A 15,886-nucleotide genomic window follows, 5' to 3' on the forward strand; every position below is an offset into this window, starting at 1 on the left:
TGCCCCCGAAAGGTCCTGCCTTGTCTGCACTTTCCGCGCACCCTCCCGCCGACCCCGTGTGGTACGAGGCCAATCCGGCGCAGAAGGGGCTGTGGGTCCTCGACCAGGTCGAGCAGCTGCGCCCCACCAGCCTCATCCCGACCGTCGTGGAGTTCACCGGCGCCCTGGACCACGCGCTGTTCACGCAGTCGGTCCAGCGCGTCCTCGACCGGCACCCGGCCCTGCGCTCGCGCTTCCGGCTGGACATCGGGCGCCGCCGGATCGAGTACCGCACGGACGGCCCGTCCGCCGAGGCCGGCTTCATCGACGCCGCGCAGGAGGGCTGGTCGCAGGAGGAACTCACCCGTCTCGTCGACGTGTTGTGCTACGCGCCCTTCGACCTCGCGGCCGAGGCCCCGGTGCGCGCCGAGGTGGTCCGGCTCGACGCGGACACCACGCTGCTCGTGTTCACGGTGCACCACATCGTCTGCGACGGCTGGTCGCGGAGCCTGCTCATGGCGGAGATCGCCACCGTGTACCGGGCGCTGCTCGCGGGGAGCGAGCCGGAGCTCAGCGATCCGCCGCACCCCAGCGAGGTCGTCACCATGCTGGGCCCGGACGAGGTCCAGGAGCGGCTGCCGGACGTCGTCGAGCGGCTGCACGGCGCGCCGATCGAGGTCGAGGTGCCGTTCCGCCGGGACACCGGCGACACCTCGCTGGCCGGGGGCACCCTCAGCACCCGGTTCGACGCGGAGCTGACCGAAGCCCTGCTGGCGGCAGCCGGGGAGGAGGGCTGCACCCCCTTCATGACCGGGGTCGCCCTGCTCGCCGGGACCCTCGCGCGGACCGGCGGCCAGCGGGACTTCCTCTTCGCCTTCGGCTGGCCGGGCCGGGACGACCCGGCCGTCGCCGAGGCGATCGGCATGTTCATGAACACGGTCATGGTCCGGGTGACGCTCGACGACTCCACGACCTGGCGCGAGCTGCTGCGCAGCGCGCGGCTCGGGTCCATGGAGGCGTTCATCGACGCCGACGTGCCCCTGGACGCGGTGACCGCGGCCCTCAAGCCGGAGCGCGACGTCATCTGGCCCCCGCTGTCGGCGGTCCTCGTCAACATGGCCGAGGTCCCCGCGGACATGGAGCTGGCGCCCGGCGTGCTGGGCCGGCTTCAGCCGCTGCCGTCGCTGCACATGAAGTACGACCTCGGCCTCTTCGTGTGCCTCGCCGAGGAGTCCGGCCGCACCCGGCTGGAGCTCTCCGTGGACTACACGAAGGCCCTCTACGGCGACGACGCCGTGGCCGCGTTCCTTTCGGACCTGCGGCGAAGTGCCCTTGCCCTCTCCCACTCCCTGGAGGAAACCGTGACCGACCAGTCCACCACCGAGGTAGACCTCTCCACCCCCGAGGCGCGCATCGCCCTGGTGCGCTCCCTGTGGCAGGAGGTCCTCAAGACCGACGAAGTCGCCGACGACGTCAGCTTCTTCGACGTGGGCGGCGACTCGCTGCTCCTGATCGTCCTCGTCGAGCGCATGACCCAGGCCTCGGGCCGCTCCGTCAAGACGATGGACATCTTCCGCGCGGGAACGGTGCGCGGCCACGCCGAGTTGCTGGCCGCCCCGGCCGCGGCCGCCACCGCGGGCGCCGGCGCCAGTGCCCGCGAGCGCCTGCTCGGAGCCGCACGGGCCGGCGGCCAGGGCTGATCCGTCCGCGGCCCGCGCTCCGCGGGCCGCGGGCGCTGCCACCTTCCCGTTCCTCTCTGGAGAAATGACCAATGACGCTTGATGATCTTGCCTCCGCCGTTCTGGGCACGGACGCGGACAGTACGGGTTTCGGAACGCGGAGCTTCATCGAGCTCGGCGGCGACTCCCTCCGCGCCCTGCGCCTGGACGCCCTGGCCAGGGAGCAGCTGGGCCTGAAGCTCTCCGTGCAGGCCCTGCTCGGCGCCGGCCCGCTGGCCGACGCGCTGCGCCGGGCCGAGGCCGTCCCGGCGGGCGCACCGGTCCTCGCCGGGGCCGGCGCCCCCGCCGAAGAGGACCTGAACGGGCTCTCGCACACCCAGCGCGGCATGTGGCTGATCGAGAGCATCACGGGGGGCTCTCCCTACAACCTGGTCTTCACCGCCTTCACGGTTGCGGGCGAGCTGGACCCCGCGGCCTTCCGCACGGCGGTCGCCGCGACCGCCGCACGGCACGAGGGCCTGCGCACCGTCTTCGCCGAGGGCGCCGGCGGCGTGGTCCGGGAGGTCCTGGACGACCACACCCCGCAGACCACCACCTTCACCTACGCGGGCGACCCGGCCGGCTTCGAGGCGTACGTACGGCTGACCACCGACGCGCAGTCGCGCCGCCCCTTCGACCTGACGGCCGCCCCGGCCGTGCGGTTCCTGCACTTCGCGCACCCCGCCGGACACGACGCCGTCGTCCTGATCGCCCACCACATGGTGCTCGACGGCTGGGCGGTGGGCCTCGTCCTCAAGGAGCTCTTCGCCCGTTACGAGGAGCTCACGGGGGGAACGCCGGCGGCCTACGGGCCCGGCGTCCCCCTCAGCGCCCTGATCCGCAGCCAGGAGGCGCAGCGCGCCGACGGCACGTGGGACCGCCAGGCCGCGTTCTGGGCCGGGCACCTCGCCGGCGCCCCCACCGTCCTCGAACTGCCCGCCGACCGGCAGCGGCCGCCCGTGCAGGACGCGGCGGGCGCCCGCACCCCCCTGGACCTCGGCGCGGCCGTGAGCACGGCCGTCACCGCACGGGCCCGGGACCTGGGCATCACCCCCTTCGCGCTGCTGCTGGGTGCGTTCGCCCTCACCCTGGGCCGGACCACCGGCGCGCGCAGCCTGCTCGTCGGCGTACCGGTGCTCGGGCGCGGCACCGCCGAGCTGGAGGGCCTCGTCGGGGTCGCGGGCAACCTCGTACCCGTCCGGATCGACATCGACGACGACGCCACCGCCGCGCAGTACCTCCGCGCCGTGCAGCGCTCCCTCACCCTCAGCATCGACGCGGGCCTGCTGCCCTTCGAGGAACTGGTCGCCCGCCTCGGCCTGGAGCGCAGCATCGGCTGCCACCCCCTCGTCCAGGTCTGCTTCGGCATGCACGACCAGCTGGTCCCGCAGCACCTGGCCGCCGGACCGCTGGAGGTCCGGATCGAGGAAGGCCACGGCGGCGGCGCCCAGTTCGACCTCACCCTGCTGGTGGGCCGGTCGCAGCCCTCGCTGGCCGGCCACGTCGAGTACGCGACCGCGGTGTGGAACGAGGCCGAGGCCGACGGGTTCGTCGCCGACTTCCAGGCGGCGGCCGAGCAGCTGGCCGCGTCCCCCGAACGCGTCCTGGAAGAGGTGCGCTGCCTGTCCGACGCGCGCCTGGCCCGGCTCGACGCCGTCAACGCGGTACGCGAGGACTTCCCCGCCACCTCCCTCAACGAGCTGTTCCGGGAGACCGCCCGCCGCCACCCCGGCGCGGTGGCGGTCCGCGAGGCCGGCGTCGAGCTGACGTACGCGCAGCTGGCGGCGGCCGTCGCCGAGCAGGCGCGGCTGCTGGCCGAGGCCGGGGTACGGCCCGGCGACACGGTCCTGGTCGGGGTGGAGCGCTCCCTCGCCGAGGCGGTGGCCGTCCTCGGCACGGTGACGGCGGGCGCCGCCTACGTGGGCGTGGACCTGAGCCTGCCCGCGGCCCACACCCGGCTGATCGTGGCGAAGGCCGCACCGGCCGCCGCCCTGGCCGGCCCGGAGGCCGCCGCCCACGAAGGGCTGCAGGGGGTCCCGCTCGTCGCGACCTGGGACACCTCCTGGGAGCCCGTGCCCGACGAGGACGCCCCGCTGCCCAAGGCGGACCCGGCCCGCCAGGCGTACGTGGCCTTCACCTCCGGCTCCACCGGCGAGCCCAAGGGCGTCAGCATCCCGCACCGCGCCGTCGTCCGCCTCGTCCACGAGGCCGGCTACGTACGGACCGGCCCGGGCGAGACCATGCTGCGCCTGTCCCCGCTGGCCTTCGACGCCTCCACCCTCGAACTCTGGGGAGCCCTGCTCACCGGTGCCACGCTGGAGGTCTACCCGGCGTCGTCGCTGCCCTCGCCGAGCGAACTGGGCGCGTTCCTGCTGGAGCGGGACGTGAGCGTCGCCTGGCTGACCGCGGGCCTGTTCCGGCTGGTCGAGGAGTTCGCACCGGACTCCTTCGGCAGGCTCCGGCAGCTGCTCACCGGCGGCGACGTCGTCCCGCACGACCACGCCGCGCGCGCCCTCGCCCGCCACCCCCAGCTGGTCGTCACCAACGGCTACGGGCCCACCGAGAACACCACCTTCACCACCACCCACACGGTGCGCAGCGCGCAGGAGATCACCGGCCCGCTGCCCATCGGCACGCCCGTCCCGGGGACGCGGGTGTACGTCCTGGACGAGCGCGGCCGGCGCGTCCCGCCCGGCGCCGTCGGCGAGCTGTACACCGGCGGCGAGGGCCTGGCCGACGGCTACGCGGGCGACGAGGCCGAGACCGACCGGCGGTTCGGCCACTTCAGCGCCGACGTCCAGGAGCGGCTCTACCGCACGGGCGACGTCGTACGCCTGGACACCCGCGGCCGCCTCGCCTACCTGGGCCGCTCCGACGACCAGGTCAAACTGCGCGGCTACCGCATCGAACTCACCGCGATCAGCGACGCCCTGAAGGCCGACCCGCGGGTCAAGGACTCGGTGGTCGTCGTCACCGGCGACCACAGCGCCGAGAAGCGGCTCGTGGCGGCCGTCGTCCCCGCAGCGGGGAGCACGGTCGGCACCGGCGAACTGCGGGACCTGCTCTCGGGCACCCTGCCCGCCTACATGGTCCCCACCTTGTGGACGGTCGTCGACAGCATCCCGCTCACCCCGAACGGCAAGGTCGACCGCAAGGCGCTGGCCGCGGTCGCCGGACCCGCCGGGCCCTCGGCCCCCGCCGCCACCGAGGCGGCACGGACGGCGGCCGACGACACCCTGGCCCGGATCTCGGGCCTGTTCGCGGAGGCCATCGCCCGGACGGGCAGCCGCGCGGACGGCGAGGAGCAGGAGATCGGCGCCGACACCGACTTCTTCGCCTGCGGCGGCACCTCCCTGGGGGCGGTGCAGCTCATCCGGCTGGTCAAGGACCGGCTGGGCGTGACCGTGAAGCTGCGCAGCCTCCTGCTGGCACCCACCCCGGCCGGCGTGCTGCTGCTCGTGGACAAGGCGCAGGACAAGTGACCCGCCCGGCGACGCAGAAGGAGGCCGTGGACATGGACACGGACACGTACACGCACGGCGCCCGGGACACCGGCGCCGCTGCGGACACCGGCCGGGCGGTGGCCGTCGTCGGGACGGCCTGCCGCTACCCGGGCGCCGCCGACGTGCGGGAGTTCTGGGACATGCTGCGCGGCGGCGTCGAGGGGATCACCCGCTTCGACGTCGAGGACCTCGTCGCCCGCGGCGCGGACCCCGCGCTCGTACGGCGCCCCGAGTTCGTCCCCGCCAAGGGCGTCCTCGCGGACTCCGGGAACTTCGACTGGGAGTTCTTCCGGTACAACCGGGCCGACGCCGGCCACATCGACCCGCAGCAGCGCGTCTTCCTCGAATGCGCCTCGACGGCCATCGACGACGCGGGCATCGACCCCGGCCGGTTCCCCGGGCGGATCGGCGTCTACGCGGGCTCCGACCGGACCCTCCTGGACGCCGGCGACGACCTGAGCCCCCTGGCCCGCGTGGTCAGCCACGAGAAGGACTTCGTGGCGACTCGCGTCGCGTACAAACTCGGCCTGCGGGGACCCGCGGTCACCGTCCAGACGGCGTGCTCCACCTCCCTCACCGCCGTCCACATGGCCGTGCAGGCGCTGCGCAGCGGCGAGTGCGACGCCGCGCTCGCGGGCGGCGTCGCCGTGTCACCGCCCGGCGAGTGGGGCTACCTCCACGAGCAGGGCAGCATCCTGTCGCCCGACGGCCACTGCCGGCCCTTCGACGCGAAGGCGGGCGGCACCATACCCAGCGAGGGCGTCGGAGTCGTCGTCCTCAAGCGGCTCGACGACGCCCTGCGCGACGGGGACCGGATCGCCGCGGTCATCCGCGGCTCGGCCCTGAACAACGACGGCGCCGACAAGCTCGGGTTCACCGCCCCGTCCATCCCCGGGCAGAGCGAGGTGATCCGGTACGCCCACCAGGTCGCGGAGGTCGCCCCGCAGGAGATCCACTACGTGGAGTGCCACGGCACGGCGACCCCGATGGGCGACCCGGTGGAAGTGGCCGCGCTCACCGAGGCCTTCGGGACCGGGCCCGGCGGGGCCACCACCTGGCTGGGCGCGGTCAAGAGCAACATCGGCCACACCAGCGCCGCCGCGGGCGTCGCCGGCTTCATCAAGACGGTCCTGATGCTGGAGCACCGGGAGCTGGTCCCCACCCTCCACTTCACCAGCCCCAACCCCCTGCTGGACCTGGCCGACTCGCCGTTCGAGGTGTGCACCGAGACCCGCCCCTGGCCCGCCGGCGGCACGCCGACGGCCGCCGTCAGCGCCTTCGGCGTCGGCGGCACCAACGCCCACGTCGTCCTGCAGGCCGCGCCCGCCCGGCAGCGCCCGGAAGCCGCCCCCGGACCCCGCGTCCTCACCCTGTCCGCGGCCTCGCCCGAAGCCCTGGGACGGCTGCGCGAGGACCTGGCCGGACGCCTGGAGGGCGCGGACGGGCCCGCGCTGGACGAGACCGCCCGCACGCTGGCCGGCCGGCGCGGGTTCCGCCACCGCCAGGCCTTCGTCGTACAGGACCGGGCCCAGGCGGCGGAACTGCTGCGCGGTGCACCGCGGTCGGCCGTCCCGAGCTCCCTGGCACAGGTCGCTTTCCTCTTCCCCGGGCACGGAGTGCTGCGGCACGCGGCCGGAGCGGCCGCCCACCGGCTGCTGCCCGAGTTCCGCGCCCACTTCGACGAGATCGGCGCCTTCGTCCGCGACGCCTACGCCGTGGACCTCTCGCCGGTGGTCACCGGCGCCGAGGTGCCGGCCGGCTGGTACGAGGACTGGGCGCACCAGCAGGTCGGCCTGTTCGCGCTCGGCTACGCGCTCGGCCGCCAGCTGAACGAGTGGGGGCTCAAGCCCGCCGCCCTGTTCGGCAACAGCGTCGGCGAGTACGCGGCCGCGGCCCTCGCCGGGGTGTGGTCCCCGACGGACGCGGCGGCCCTGGTCTACGAGCGGGCCCAAGGGCTGCGCGCCACCGAGCCCGGCCGGATGGTGGCCGTCAACGCACCCCTGGACGAGGTGGCCCGCCGGGTCCCGCTGGACGGCCGGGTGGCCGTGTCCATGGTCAGCCGCGGCGGCGTCGTCCTGTCCGGCCCGGCCCGGGACATGGCGGAACTGCTGGAGGGCGACGCCCTGCGGGGCCTCGACCTGCGGCCGCTGAACGTGGACCGCGCCGCGCACTGCGACATCCAGGCGCCCGTGGCGGACCGGCTCACCGAACTGATCAACGGCACGCCCACCCAACTGCCCGCCCTGCGCCTGGTGTCCAACGTGACCGGCGGCTGGGCCGAGCCGGCGGCCGTGTGCGGCCCCGACTACTGGGCGGCGCAGGTACGCCGGCCGGTACAGCTCGACGAGGGGATGAAGACCCTCCTCGGCTCGGACTGCGACACCTTCATCGAGCTCGGACCGGGCAGCACGATGCTCGGCGCCCTGCGCTTCCGCGGGGAATGGGACCCGGCCCACACCGGCGTGCCCATGCTCGGCAGGCCCGAGGACGGGGACCGCGGACTGCTGCGGGCCCTGGGCACGCTGTGGGAGCACGGCCTGGACGTCGTGGAGGACGTGTTCGCGGGCACCGGGGAGCCGCCGCTGCGCTGCTCCCTGCCGGGGCACCCCTTCGCCGCCCGGGACCCGCGCGCCGAGCAGCCCCGCCCCGCGGGCAAGACCGTCCGCAGCCCGGGCGCCGGGGCGCAGGGCACACCGCTGCGCACCCAGGTGGAGGAGCTGTGGTGCCGGGCACTGGGCGTGGCCTCGGCCTCCCCGGCCGACGACTTCTTCGCCCTCGGCGGGGAGTCGCTGATGGTGCTGAACCTGGTGACCCAGCTGCGGGAGAAGGCCGGAGTCCCCGTCTCGGCCGCCGAGTTCCTGCGCGAGGCCACCTTCGGCCACCTGCTGGAGCTCGCCGGACGGCAGCAGGCCGCGGACGGCGGCGCCGAGGCGGCCGCCCCGACCGGCCCCGGCGGCTCCGTGGTCCTGCGGGACGGCGCCGGACGGCCGCTGTTCCTGGTGGCCGACGCCGCCGAGTCCTCCCTCAGCTACCGGGCCCTGGCGGCGGCCCTGGACACCCCGCGCCCCGTCCACGGCCTCGAACCGAGGATCGCCGACTCCTCGCGGATGTCCGTCGAGGACATCGCGGCGCACCACCTCCAGTCCCTGCTGCAGGCCCAGCCCGCCGGCCCCTACACCCTCGGCGGATGGTCCTTCGGGGCCGTGGTCGCGCACGAGATGGCCCTCCAGCTCGCGGCCCGCGGCGAACGCGTGGACCTGCTGGTGTGCCTCGACGCGTACGTACCCGGGCGCGCGGGCCGGCGCATCGCGGCGGACCCCGCCTTCGTCCTCGGGCACCTGCGCCTCATGGCGAGCGCGGCCCTCGGCCTCGGCCAGGTCGGCGCGCAGGCCCGGCGCAACCCCGCCCTGCGCAGGCTGCTGGCGGACAAGTTCCGGGTCCTGGCCCGCTACCGGCCGCGCCCCGTCGACTGCCCTGCCGTGGTGCTCAAGGTGGAGGTGGACCGGAGGGAGGCCGAGGAGCTGCGGCGCGGTGTCCGCGGCCTGTACCGGGGCGGCGTGGCCGTCCTCCCGGTGGCCGGCGACCACTGGTCGATGCTCCGGGCCCCGCACGTCGACGGGCTCGCGGCCGCCCTGGCCGGGGCGCTCCCGGCGGACGGGGACGCGGCGGCGGACGCGGCGGACGCGGCGGCGGACGGGGTGTCCCATGGCGCTCGATGACACCCCGGGCGGGACGAAGACCCTCGAAGGGGAGCCGGCACCGGCCCCCGGGCCCTCGCTGCTGCGCAACCGCTCCTTCCAGTCGCTGTGGAGCAGCGAGGCCCTCGCCGGGATCGGCGAGAACGCGGCCGGGATCGCCTACCCGCTGCTGGTCCTCGCGACGACGGGCTCGGCGGCCTACGCGGGCGCCGTCGGCTCGGCGCAGCTGCTGGCCAACGGGCTGATGTCGTTCTGGGGAGGCATCCTCGCGGACCGGGTGGACCGCAAGCGGCTGCTCATCGGCTGCAACGCGGTCCGGGCGGTCCTGCTCGGGCTGTTCTCCGTCCTGCTCTTCGCGGGGCAGGCCAACGTGTTCGCCACCTTCGTCATCGCCATCGTCTCGGCCTGCTGCCACGGCCTGTCCATGCCCGCGGGGATGGCCATGATCAAGCAGCTGGTCCGCCCGGACCAGCTGGCCCAGGCCACCGCACAGAACCAGATCAGGTGGTTCGGCGCGATCACCGCCGGCCCCTCCATCGGCGGCGTGCTGTACGGGTTCGCCCGGGCGCTGCCCTTCCTGGGCGCGTGCGTCTCCTTCGCGGCCTCGACGGCCCTGATGCTGTTCGTCAGGGGCACCCCCCTGCCGGAGGCGCCCGCCGACGGGAAGAAGGGGCTGTTCGAAGGGTTCCGTTACCTGACGCGGGACCCCGTGCTGCGCCCCCTGATGATCAGCATCACCCTCTCCAACCTCGCCTTCAACACGGTCGGCATGTCGCTGGCCGTGATCGCCACCGGCAAGGACCGGGGCGCGTCGGACTCCTTCATCGGTCTGACGCTCTCGGTGGCCGGTACCGGCGCCCTGGTGGGCGCGCTGCTGGCGGCGCAGGTCATCAAGCGGGTCCGGCCCTCGACGATCTTCATCGCCGGGTACTGGGTCGGACCGGCGGCGGCCGTGCTGCTGATGACGGTCCCCGGGGTCATCCCCCTCGGCATCGTCGTCGCCTGCGTGTACGTCCGCGGCCCGCTGATCAACGCCCTGTTCCTCACCTATGCGGCCAAGACCGTTCCCGACGAACTCCAGGGCCGGGTCCTGGGCGCCATCGTCTTCACCTCCACGATCATCTCGCCGATCGGCGTCCTCGCCATCGGAACGATCTTCGACGCCTGGGGTCCGACCTGGGTGTTCGCCACCGTGGGCGTGATCGCGACGCTGGCGGCCCTGCCGACCCTGAGCCGCAGCATCCGGACGTTGGCCTCCCTCGACGAGGCATCCCCGTGAACGACAGCAAAGGAAACGCCATGACCCAGGACGCCCTCGAGGCAGCGCCGGCCACCCCCGCGGCAGCCGAGCCGCTCCCGCCGGAGTTCTTCACGCACCCGCTGGAGGACCGCAACGCGCAGTACGCCAGCCTGCGGCAGACCTGCCCGGTCCGCGCCATCAACCACCCGCCGGGCGCCGAGGCGTACATCGTCTCCGACTACGAGATGGCGCTGAAGGCCTTCGGGGACCCGCGCATCTCCAAGTCGCTGGAGAACACCCCGAAGTGGTTCCGCGACCAGCTGTACGACAACAGCCCGGTGCAGTCCCGCAACATGCTCATCGCCGACGCCCCCGAGCACTCGCGGCTGCGCAAGCTCGTCAGCAAGTCCTTCGTGCCGCGCCGCATGGAGAACCTGCGGCCGCGCATTCAGGAGATCGCCGACGACCTCATCGACGCCTTCCCCGAGTCGGGCGAGGTCGACCTCATGGAGTTCGCCCGGGTCCTCCCGGTCATGGTGATCTTCGAGTACCTCCGGGTGGACGTGGCCGACCGCGAGATGCTCTACGAGTGGTCGCACGTCCTCGGCGGCGCCCCGTACGCCGACGAGGCGGGCAACGCCCGTCTGAAGCAAGTCAGTTCGGCCTTCGAGAAGTACATCCTCGACCTGCTGGCGGACCGCCGCTCCGATCTGGGCGAGGACCTCGTGAGCCAACTGCTGGTCGCGGCCGAGGAGGAGGACAAGTTCACCATCGACGAGATCGCCTCGACGATGTCCCTGGTGATCATCGCCGGGCAGCGGACCACCACCAACCTCATCGGCAACGGCACTCACGCCCTGCTCACCCACCCCGACCAGTTCGACCTGCTGAAGTCCCGCCCCGAGCTGGTGGTCCCGGCCGTCGAGGAGTTCCTGCGCTTCGAGTCCCCGAGCTACCGCGGCACCCTGCGCGTCGCCGCCCAGGACATGGAGATCGAGGGCACCGAGATCGGCAAGGAGGCCTTCGTCCACCTGCTGATCGCCGCTGCCAACCGCGACCCGAAGGTCTTCGCGGACCCGGACCGCCTCGACATCACCCGCGAGTCCAACCGCCACCTCACCTTCGGCCACGGCGCCCACTACTGCCCGGGGGCCCCGCTCTCCCGGCTGGAGGGGCACGTGGTGTTCCCGACCCTGCTGCGCCGCCTGCCCGGACTGGCCCTGGCCATCCCGGAGGAGGACACCGAGTGGGTGTACGACAACTCCGTCAGCCGGGGCCTGGCCTCGCTGCCCGTGCGGTACGACCGCCGGCTGCCGCGGGACGCGGGCGCCCCCGCCGAGGCGGGCTGCCCCGTGGCCCACGGGAGCGTGTGACCCGATGAAGACCCTCGTACTCGGCGGGACCGCCTTCCTCTCGCACGCCGTCGCCGCCGAAGCGGTCCGGCGCGGCCACCAGGTGGTCTGCGCCGCCCGCGGCACCTCGGGGCGGGTCCCCGAGGGCGCCGAGCTCGTCACGGTCGACCGCGACGACCCGCAGGGCCTGGCCCCGCTGGCGGGCCGGCACTTCGACGCGGTGGTGGACGTGGCCACCATGTCCTACCCGTGGGTCCGCGACGCGCTCGCGGCGCTCGGCGCGAGCGCCGGCCACTGGACCTTCGTCTCCTCCATCAACGTCTACGCCGACGCCGTCACCACCGGCCAGGACGAGGACAGCGCCCTGCACGAGCCCGCCGAGAGCGGGGCCGACGCCCAGGAGCGGATCCGCCACCCCCACCTCTACGGCGGCATCAAGGTCGCCTGCGAGAACGCGGTGCGCGAGGCCCTCGGCGACCGCGCGCTCATCGTGCGCTCCGGGCTGATCGTGGGCCCCGGCGACGTCTCCGACCGGTTCGGCTACTGGCCCGCGCGCATCGCGCGGGGCGGCCGGGTCGTCGTACCCGACACCCTCGACCAGCCCACCCAGTACGTGGACGTACGCGACCTGGCCTCCTGGATCGTCGACGCGGGCGAGCAGAAGACCTCCGGCACCTACAACGGCGTCGGGCCCAGCCGCCCCCTCGGCGCCCTGCTCGACGCCGTCGTGGAGGCGGTGGGCGCGCCGGACACCGAGCTCGTGCCGGTGTCCCCCGAGGTCCTGGCCGCGGCCGGGGTCCAGGTGTGGCGGGGGGAGAAGTCCCTGCCCGTGTGGGTCCCGCCGGAGGACTGGGGGTTCATGGCGCACGACCACTCCCGGGCCCAGGCCGCGGGACTGCACCACCGGCCGCTGGCGGAGGTCCTCGCGGACGTCCTCGCCCACGAACGGGAACTGGGGCCGGACCGCGAGCGCAAGGCCGGACTGACCCCGGCCGAGGAAGCGGACGTCCTGCAGACGGCCGGGGAGGGCCGATGAGCACGGGATCCTGGCGGCGCCTCAGCGAGGGCGACCCGCACCGGACGGTCCTGGCCGTCGACTTCGACTCCTCCGCCCGCCCCGAGGCGGGCTTCCCCCGCCTGGCACCGCTGCTGCCGCCGGGCCGGGAGATCTGGCTGACCGGCCAGCCCGAGGAGGCCGAGAGCCGCCTGCTGGACGCCGAGGCGTACCTGAGCCGGTGGCGCGCACTGCCCGGCGGCGCCGACGCGCACGTGGACACCGTGATGGGCTACTGCGTGGGCAGCGTCTTCGCCGCGGCCCTCGCCGACGACATCGCGCAGCGGCAGGGCGTCCGCCCCGCGCTGCTGCTGTTCGACCCGGAGCCGGTCGAGGCGATGAGCCTGTACCGGGACCTGGAGAAGGCCGTCGGGGCGATGTCGGTGCTCTCCGAGGAGGAGCGCGCGGGACACGCCGCGGAGGCACTGACCCTCTGCACGGCGGCGGGCACCGGGGCGGACGCGTTCCGCGCCACGGCCCTGCAGGTGGTCAAGGTGTACGAGACCGCCGCGGGCACGGCCTTCGAGCGGCTGGGGCTGGACGAGGAGACCGCCGACGACCTCATGGGGATGTTCCGCTCCTACGTCTCCTACCTGACCGCCGCCCGCGGACTGGACCCCGCGCCGGGCTGGGCCACCGCCGTCGCCCTGACCTCCGCCGGGTCCAGCCCGGGCGCCCCGCTGGCCCTGCGGGAACAGGGCTTCCCCCTCCCCACCGGGGAGCTGCTGAACGACCGGAACGTGGCCGAAGCCGTGCACCGCTTCCTTGAGGAGCGCGGCGCGTGAGCCTGCAGGAGACCGCCATGGAACTGACCGACACCGCCGTACGGGACGCGGACCTGCGCCCCTGGACCCCCGCCTCGGCACCGGCTGCCGCACCCGCCGCCGCAGCCGCGTCCGCACCCGCCGACGGCTCCGCCGGCCGGGCCGCCGCAGCCGGGGTCGCCGCCCTCCTCGACGCCACGCAGGCGCACTGGACGGACCTGGCCCTGGTGGCCGCCGCGGCCTACCTCTACCGGATGACCGCGGCCGACGAGGTCGTGCTGGCCGTCGGCCCGCAGTCGCTGCGGCTCACCGTCACCCCCGCCACCACCGTGGCCGGGCTGCTCGCCGAGGTACGCGGGGCCCGCGCGCAGGACGGGGCGGCCGCAGCCGGCCCGGACGCCCCGCCCGCCGGCGCCGAGGTGGTCTTCGCCGAGGGTCCCGGGGCCGTCCCGCGGGCGCGGCCCGCGGACGGCGCGGGCCACCCGGACCGCCCCGTCCTGGCCTTCGCCTTCGACCCCGCGGGCGCCCGCCTGCTCACCCCGGCCGACCCGGCCGGCCGGCCGGCCGAACACGCCGAGCGCCTGGGCCACTTCACCCGGCGGCTGTTCGAGGGCGGCCCGGCCGCCGAGGTCGGCGGGATCGACCTGCTCACCCCGGCCGAACACCACCGGCTCATGCACGAGTGGAACGACACCGCCCACCCGGTGCCGGACCTGACCCTGGCGGAGCTGGTCGAGGCGAACGCCGCCGCCCACCCCGACCGGCCGGCCGTCAGCCGGCACGAGGAGCGGCTGACCTACGCCGAACTCGACGCCCGGGCCAACCGCATCGCGCGGCTGCTGATCGCCGGCGGCGCCGGCGCCGGGGACATCGTGGCGATGGTCCTGCACCGGTCCGTGGACTACGTCGTCGCCGCGCTGGCCATCGTCAAGACGGGCGCCGCCTACCTGCCCGTCGACACCGGATACCCGGTCGAGCGCATCAACCAGGTCCTCTCCGACGCGGGCGTCTCCCACGTGGTGACGACCACCGGCCTGTCCGGCTCGGTGCAGGTGGCCGCGGAGCAGCTCGTCCTGGACGACGAGGCCACCGCCGCCCGCCTCGCCGCGGCCGACCCGGCGGCGCCGACCGACGAGGACCGGCGGGCCCCGCTCACCCCCGACAGCCCGGCGTACGTGCTCTACACCTCGGGCTCCACCGGCCGCCCCAAGGGCGTGGTCGTCGCCCACCGCGCGATCACCAACCGGCTGCACCACATGCAGCACCAGATCCCGCTCGGGCCCGACGACCGGCTGCTGCAGAAGACCCCCGCCGGGTTCGACGTGACCGTGCGCGAGGTGTTCTGGCCCCTGCTGGCCGGCGCCTCGATCGTCGTCGCCGACCCCGAGGGCCACCGCGACCCGGCGTACCTGGCCGAGACGATCGTGGCGGAGGGCATCACCATCGCGCACTTCGTCCCCTCGGGCCTGAAGGTCTTCCTCCAGGAGCCGGACGCGGCCCGCTGCGTCAGCCTGCGCCGCGTGGTGTGCGGCGGCGAGGCGCTGCCCGCCGAGCTCCAGGCCTGGTTCGCCTCCGTGCTGGCAGCCGACCTGTACAACGTCTACGGTCCCACCGAGGCCGCCGTGGACGTCACGTCCATGCTGTGCCCGAGGAACCCCGAGCCCGGCCCGGTGCTCATCGGCCGGCCGGTCTGGAACACGCGGCTCTACGTCCTCGACGAGCAGCGCCGCCAGCTGCCGCCCGGTGTGACGGGCGAGCTGTACCTCGCGGGCGTACAGCTGGCCGAGGGCTACCTCGGCCGCCCCGACCTCACCGCGGAACGCTTCGTCGAGGACCCGTACGGGGAGCCCGGCGCCCGCATGTACCGCTCGGGCGACGCCGCCCGCTGGCGCGCGGACGGCGTCATCGAGTTCTTCGGCCGCCTCGACCACCAGGTCAAGATCCGGGGCTTCCGGGTCGAGCTGGAGGAGATCGAGTCGGTGCTGCTGCAGGACGGGCAGATCGGGCAGGCGGTCTGCCTGGTCCGCGAGGACGTGCCGGGCGACCAGCGGCTGGTGGCGTACGTCGTCCCGGCGGCGGGCAGTGGCGCGCAGCCGGACCTGGAGGCGCTCGGCGCCCGGGCCGCGGCGGTGCTTCCGGACTACATGGTGCCCAGCGCCTTCGTCGTCCTGGAGCGGCTGCCGCTCACGCCGAACGAGAAGCTGGACCGCAAGGCGCTGCCGAGGCCGCAGGCGCCGGCCGTGCAGGCGGGCCCGGCGCCCGCCACCGCCGAAGAGGTCCTCGTCGCGGGGCTGTTCACCGAGCTCCTGGGGGCGGGGCCGGTCGGTGTGGAGCAGGAGTTCTTCTCGCTGGGCGGCAACTCCCTGCTCGCCAGCCGCCTGATCAACCAGCTCCACGAGCGCACCGGCGTCCGGCTGCGCATCAAGAAGGTCTTCGAAGACTCGAGCGTGCGGGCGATCGCCGGGCTGATCTCCGGCTAGTCCTGCTCGAACCCTCCGGACGGGCGGGGCACAACCCGCCCCCGCCCGTCCGGAACCCCCCGCGGAACACCCACACACACTGGCCATGGGAACGGAGT

The 15,886-nt window shown here is 74.5% G+C and carries 8 protein-coding genes; all 8 read left to right on the forward strand.

What is annotated here, in order from left to right; translation table 11 throughout:
* The first annotated feature begins 20 nt into the window (after positions 1 to 20).
* The 8 genes from ACLJTM_RS29225 to ACLJTM_RS29260 all read left to right on the forward strand — a co-directional run bounded on the left by ACLJTM_RS29225 (position 21) and on the right by ACLJTM_RS29260 (position 15,788).
* Positions 21 to 1,679: a condensation domain-containing protein gene (locus ACLJTM_RS29225; protein ID WP_411106757.1), complete on the forward strand. Its 1,659-nt coding sequence runs from the start codon at positions 21 to 23 to the stop codon at positions 1,677 to 1,679.
* Between the two features lie 71 nt (positions 1,680 to 1,750).
* Positions 1,751 to 5,179 (forward strand): amino acid adenylation domain-containing protein, encoded by a 3,429-nt coding sequence (locus ACLJTM_RS29230; RefSeq protein ID WP_411106758.1) that lies wholly within the window; start codon positions 1,751 to 1,753, stop codon positions 5,177 to 5,179.
* 32 nt (positions 5,180 to 5,211) lie between these two features.
* A complete protein-coding gene (locus tag ACLJTM_RS29235) occupies positions 5,212 to 8,919 on the forward strand; it encodes a type I polyketide synthase (RefSeq protein ID WP_411106759.1) in 3,708 nt (1,235 codons plus the stop codon).
* A complete protein-coding gene (locus ACLJTM_RS29240; protein ID WP_411106760.1) occupies positions 8,906 to 10,177 on the forward strand; it encodes an MFS transporter in 1,272 nt (423 codons plus the stop codon). The genes ACLJTM_RS29235 and ACLJTM_RS29240 overlap by 14 nt, the downstream gene beginning before the upstream one ends.
* A 20-nt stretch (positions 10,178 to 10,197) precedes the next feature.
* Complete coding sequence (locus ACLJTM_RS29245) at positions 10,198 to 11,511, forward strand: cytochrome P450 family protein (protein ID WP_411106761.1); 1,314 nt, start codon at positions 10,198 to 10,200, stop codon at positions 11,509 to 11,511.
* 4 nt (positions 11,512 to 11,515) lie between these two features.
* Positions 11,516 to 12,526: an NAD-dependent epimerase/dehydratase family protein gene (locus ACLJTM_RS29250; RefSeq protein WP_411106762.1), complete on the forward strand. Its 1,011-nt coding sequence runs from the start codon at positions 11,516 to 11,518 to the stop codon at positions 12,524 to 12,526.
* The gene (locus ACLJTM_RS29255) at positions 12,523 to 13,329 is read left to right on the forward strand and encodes a hypothetical protein (protein WP_411106763.1); all 807 of its coding nucleotides are present in this window, start codon (positions 12,523 to 12,525) and stop codon (positions 13,327 to 13,329) included. Before ACLJTM_RS29250 ends, ACLJTM_RS29255 begins: the two co-directional genes overlap by 4 nt.
* Complete coding sequence (locus tag ACLJTM_RS29260) at positions 13,326 to 15,788, forward strand: amino acid adenylation domain-containing protein (RefSeq protein ID WP_411106764.1); 2,463 nt, start codon at positions 13,326 to 13,328, stop codon at positions 15,786 to 15,788. Before ACLJTM_RS29255 ends, ACLJTM_RS29260 begins: the two co-directional genes overlap by 4 nt.
* Positions 15,789 to 15,886 lie beyond the last annotated feature (98 nt).

Source organism: Streptomyces sp. cmx-4-9 (assembly GCF_046548835.1).
In the GTDB taxonomy this organism is placed as follows: Bacteria; Actinomycetota; Actinomycetes; order Streptomycetales; family Streptomycetaceae; genus Streptomyces.

Excerpts from the sequence above, each read along its gene's own strand:
- ACLJTM_RS29230 (WP_411106758.1), top strand. The coding sequence starts at position 1,751 with ATGACGCTTGATGATCTTGCCTCCGCCGTTCTGGGCACGGACGCGGAC.
- ACLJTM_RS29235 (WP_411106759.1), top strand. The coding sequence starts at position 5,212 with ATGGACACGGACACGTACACGCACGGCGCCCGGGACACCGGCGCCGCT.
- ACLJTM_RS29240 (WP_411106760.1), top strand. The coding sequence starts at position 8,906 with ATGGCGCTCGATGACACCCCGGGCGGGACGAAGACCCTCGAAGGGGAG.
- ACLJTM_RS29245 (WP_411106761.1), top strand. The coding sequence starts at position 10,198 with ATGACCCAGGACGCCCTCGAGGCAGCGCCGGCCACCCCCGCGGCAGCC.
- ACLJTM_RS29250 (WP_411106762.1), top strand. The coding sequence starts at position 11,516 with ATGAAGACCCTCGTACTCGGCGGGACCGCCTTCCTCTCGCACGCCGTC.
- ACLJTM_RS29255 (WP_411106763.1), top strand. The coding sequence starts at position 12,523 with ATGAGCACGGGATCCTGGCGGCGCCTCAGCGAGGGCGACCCGCACCGG.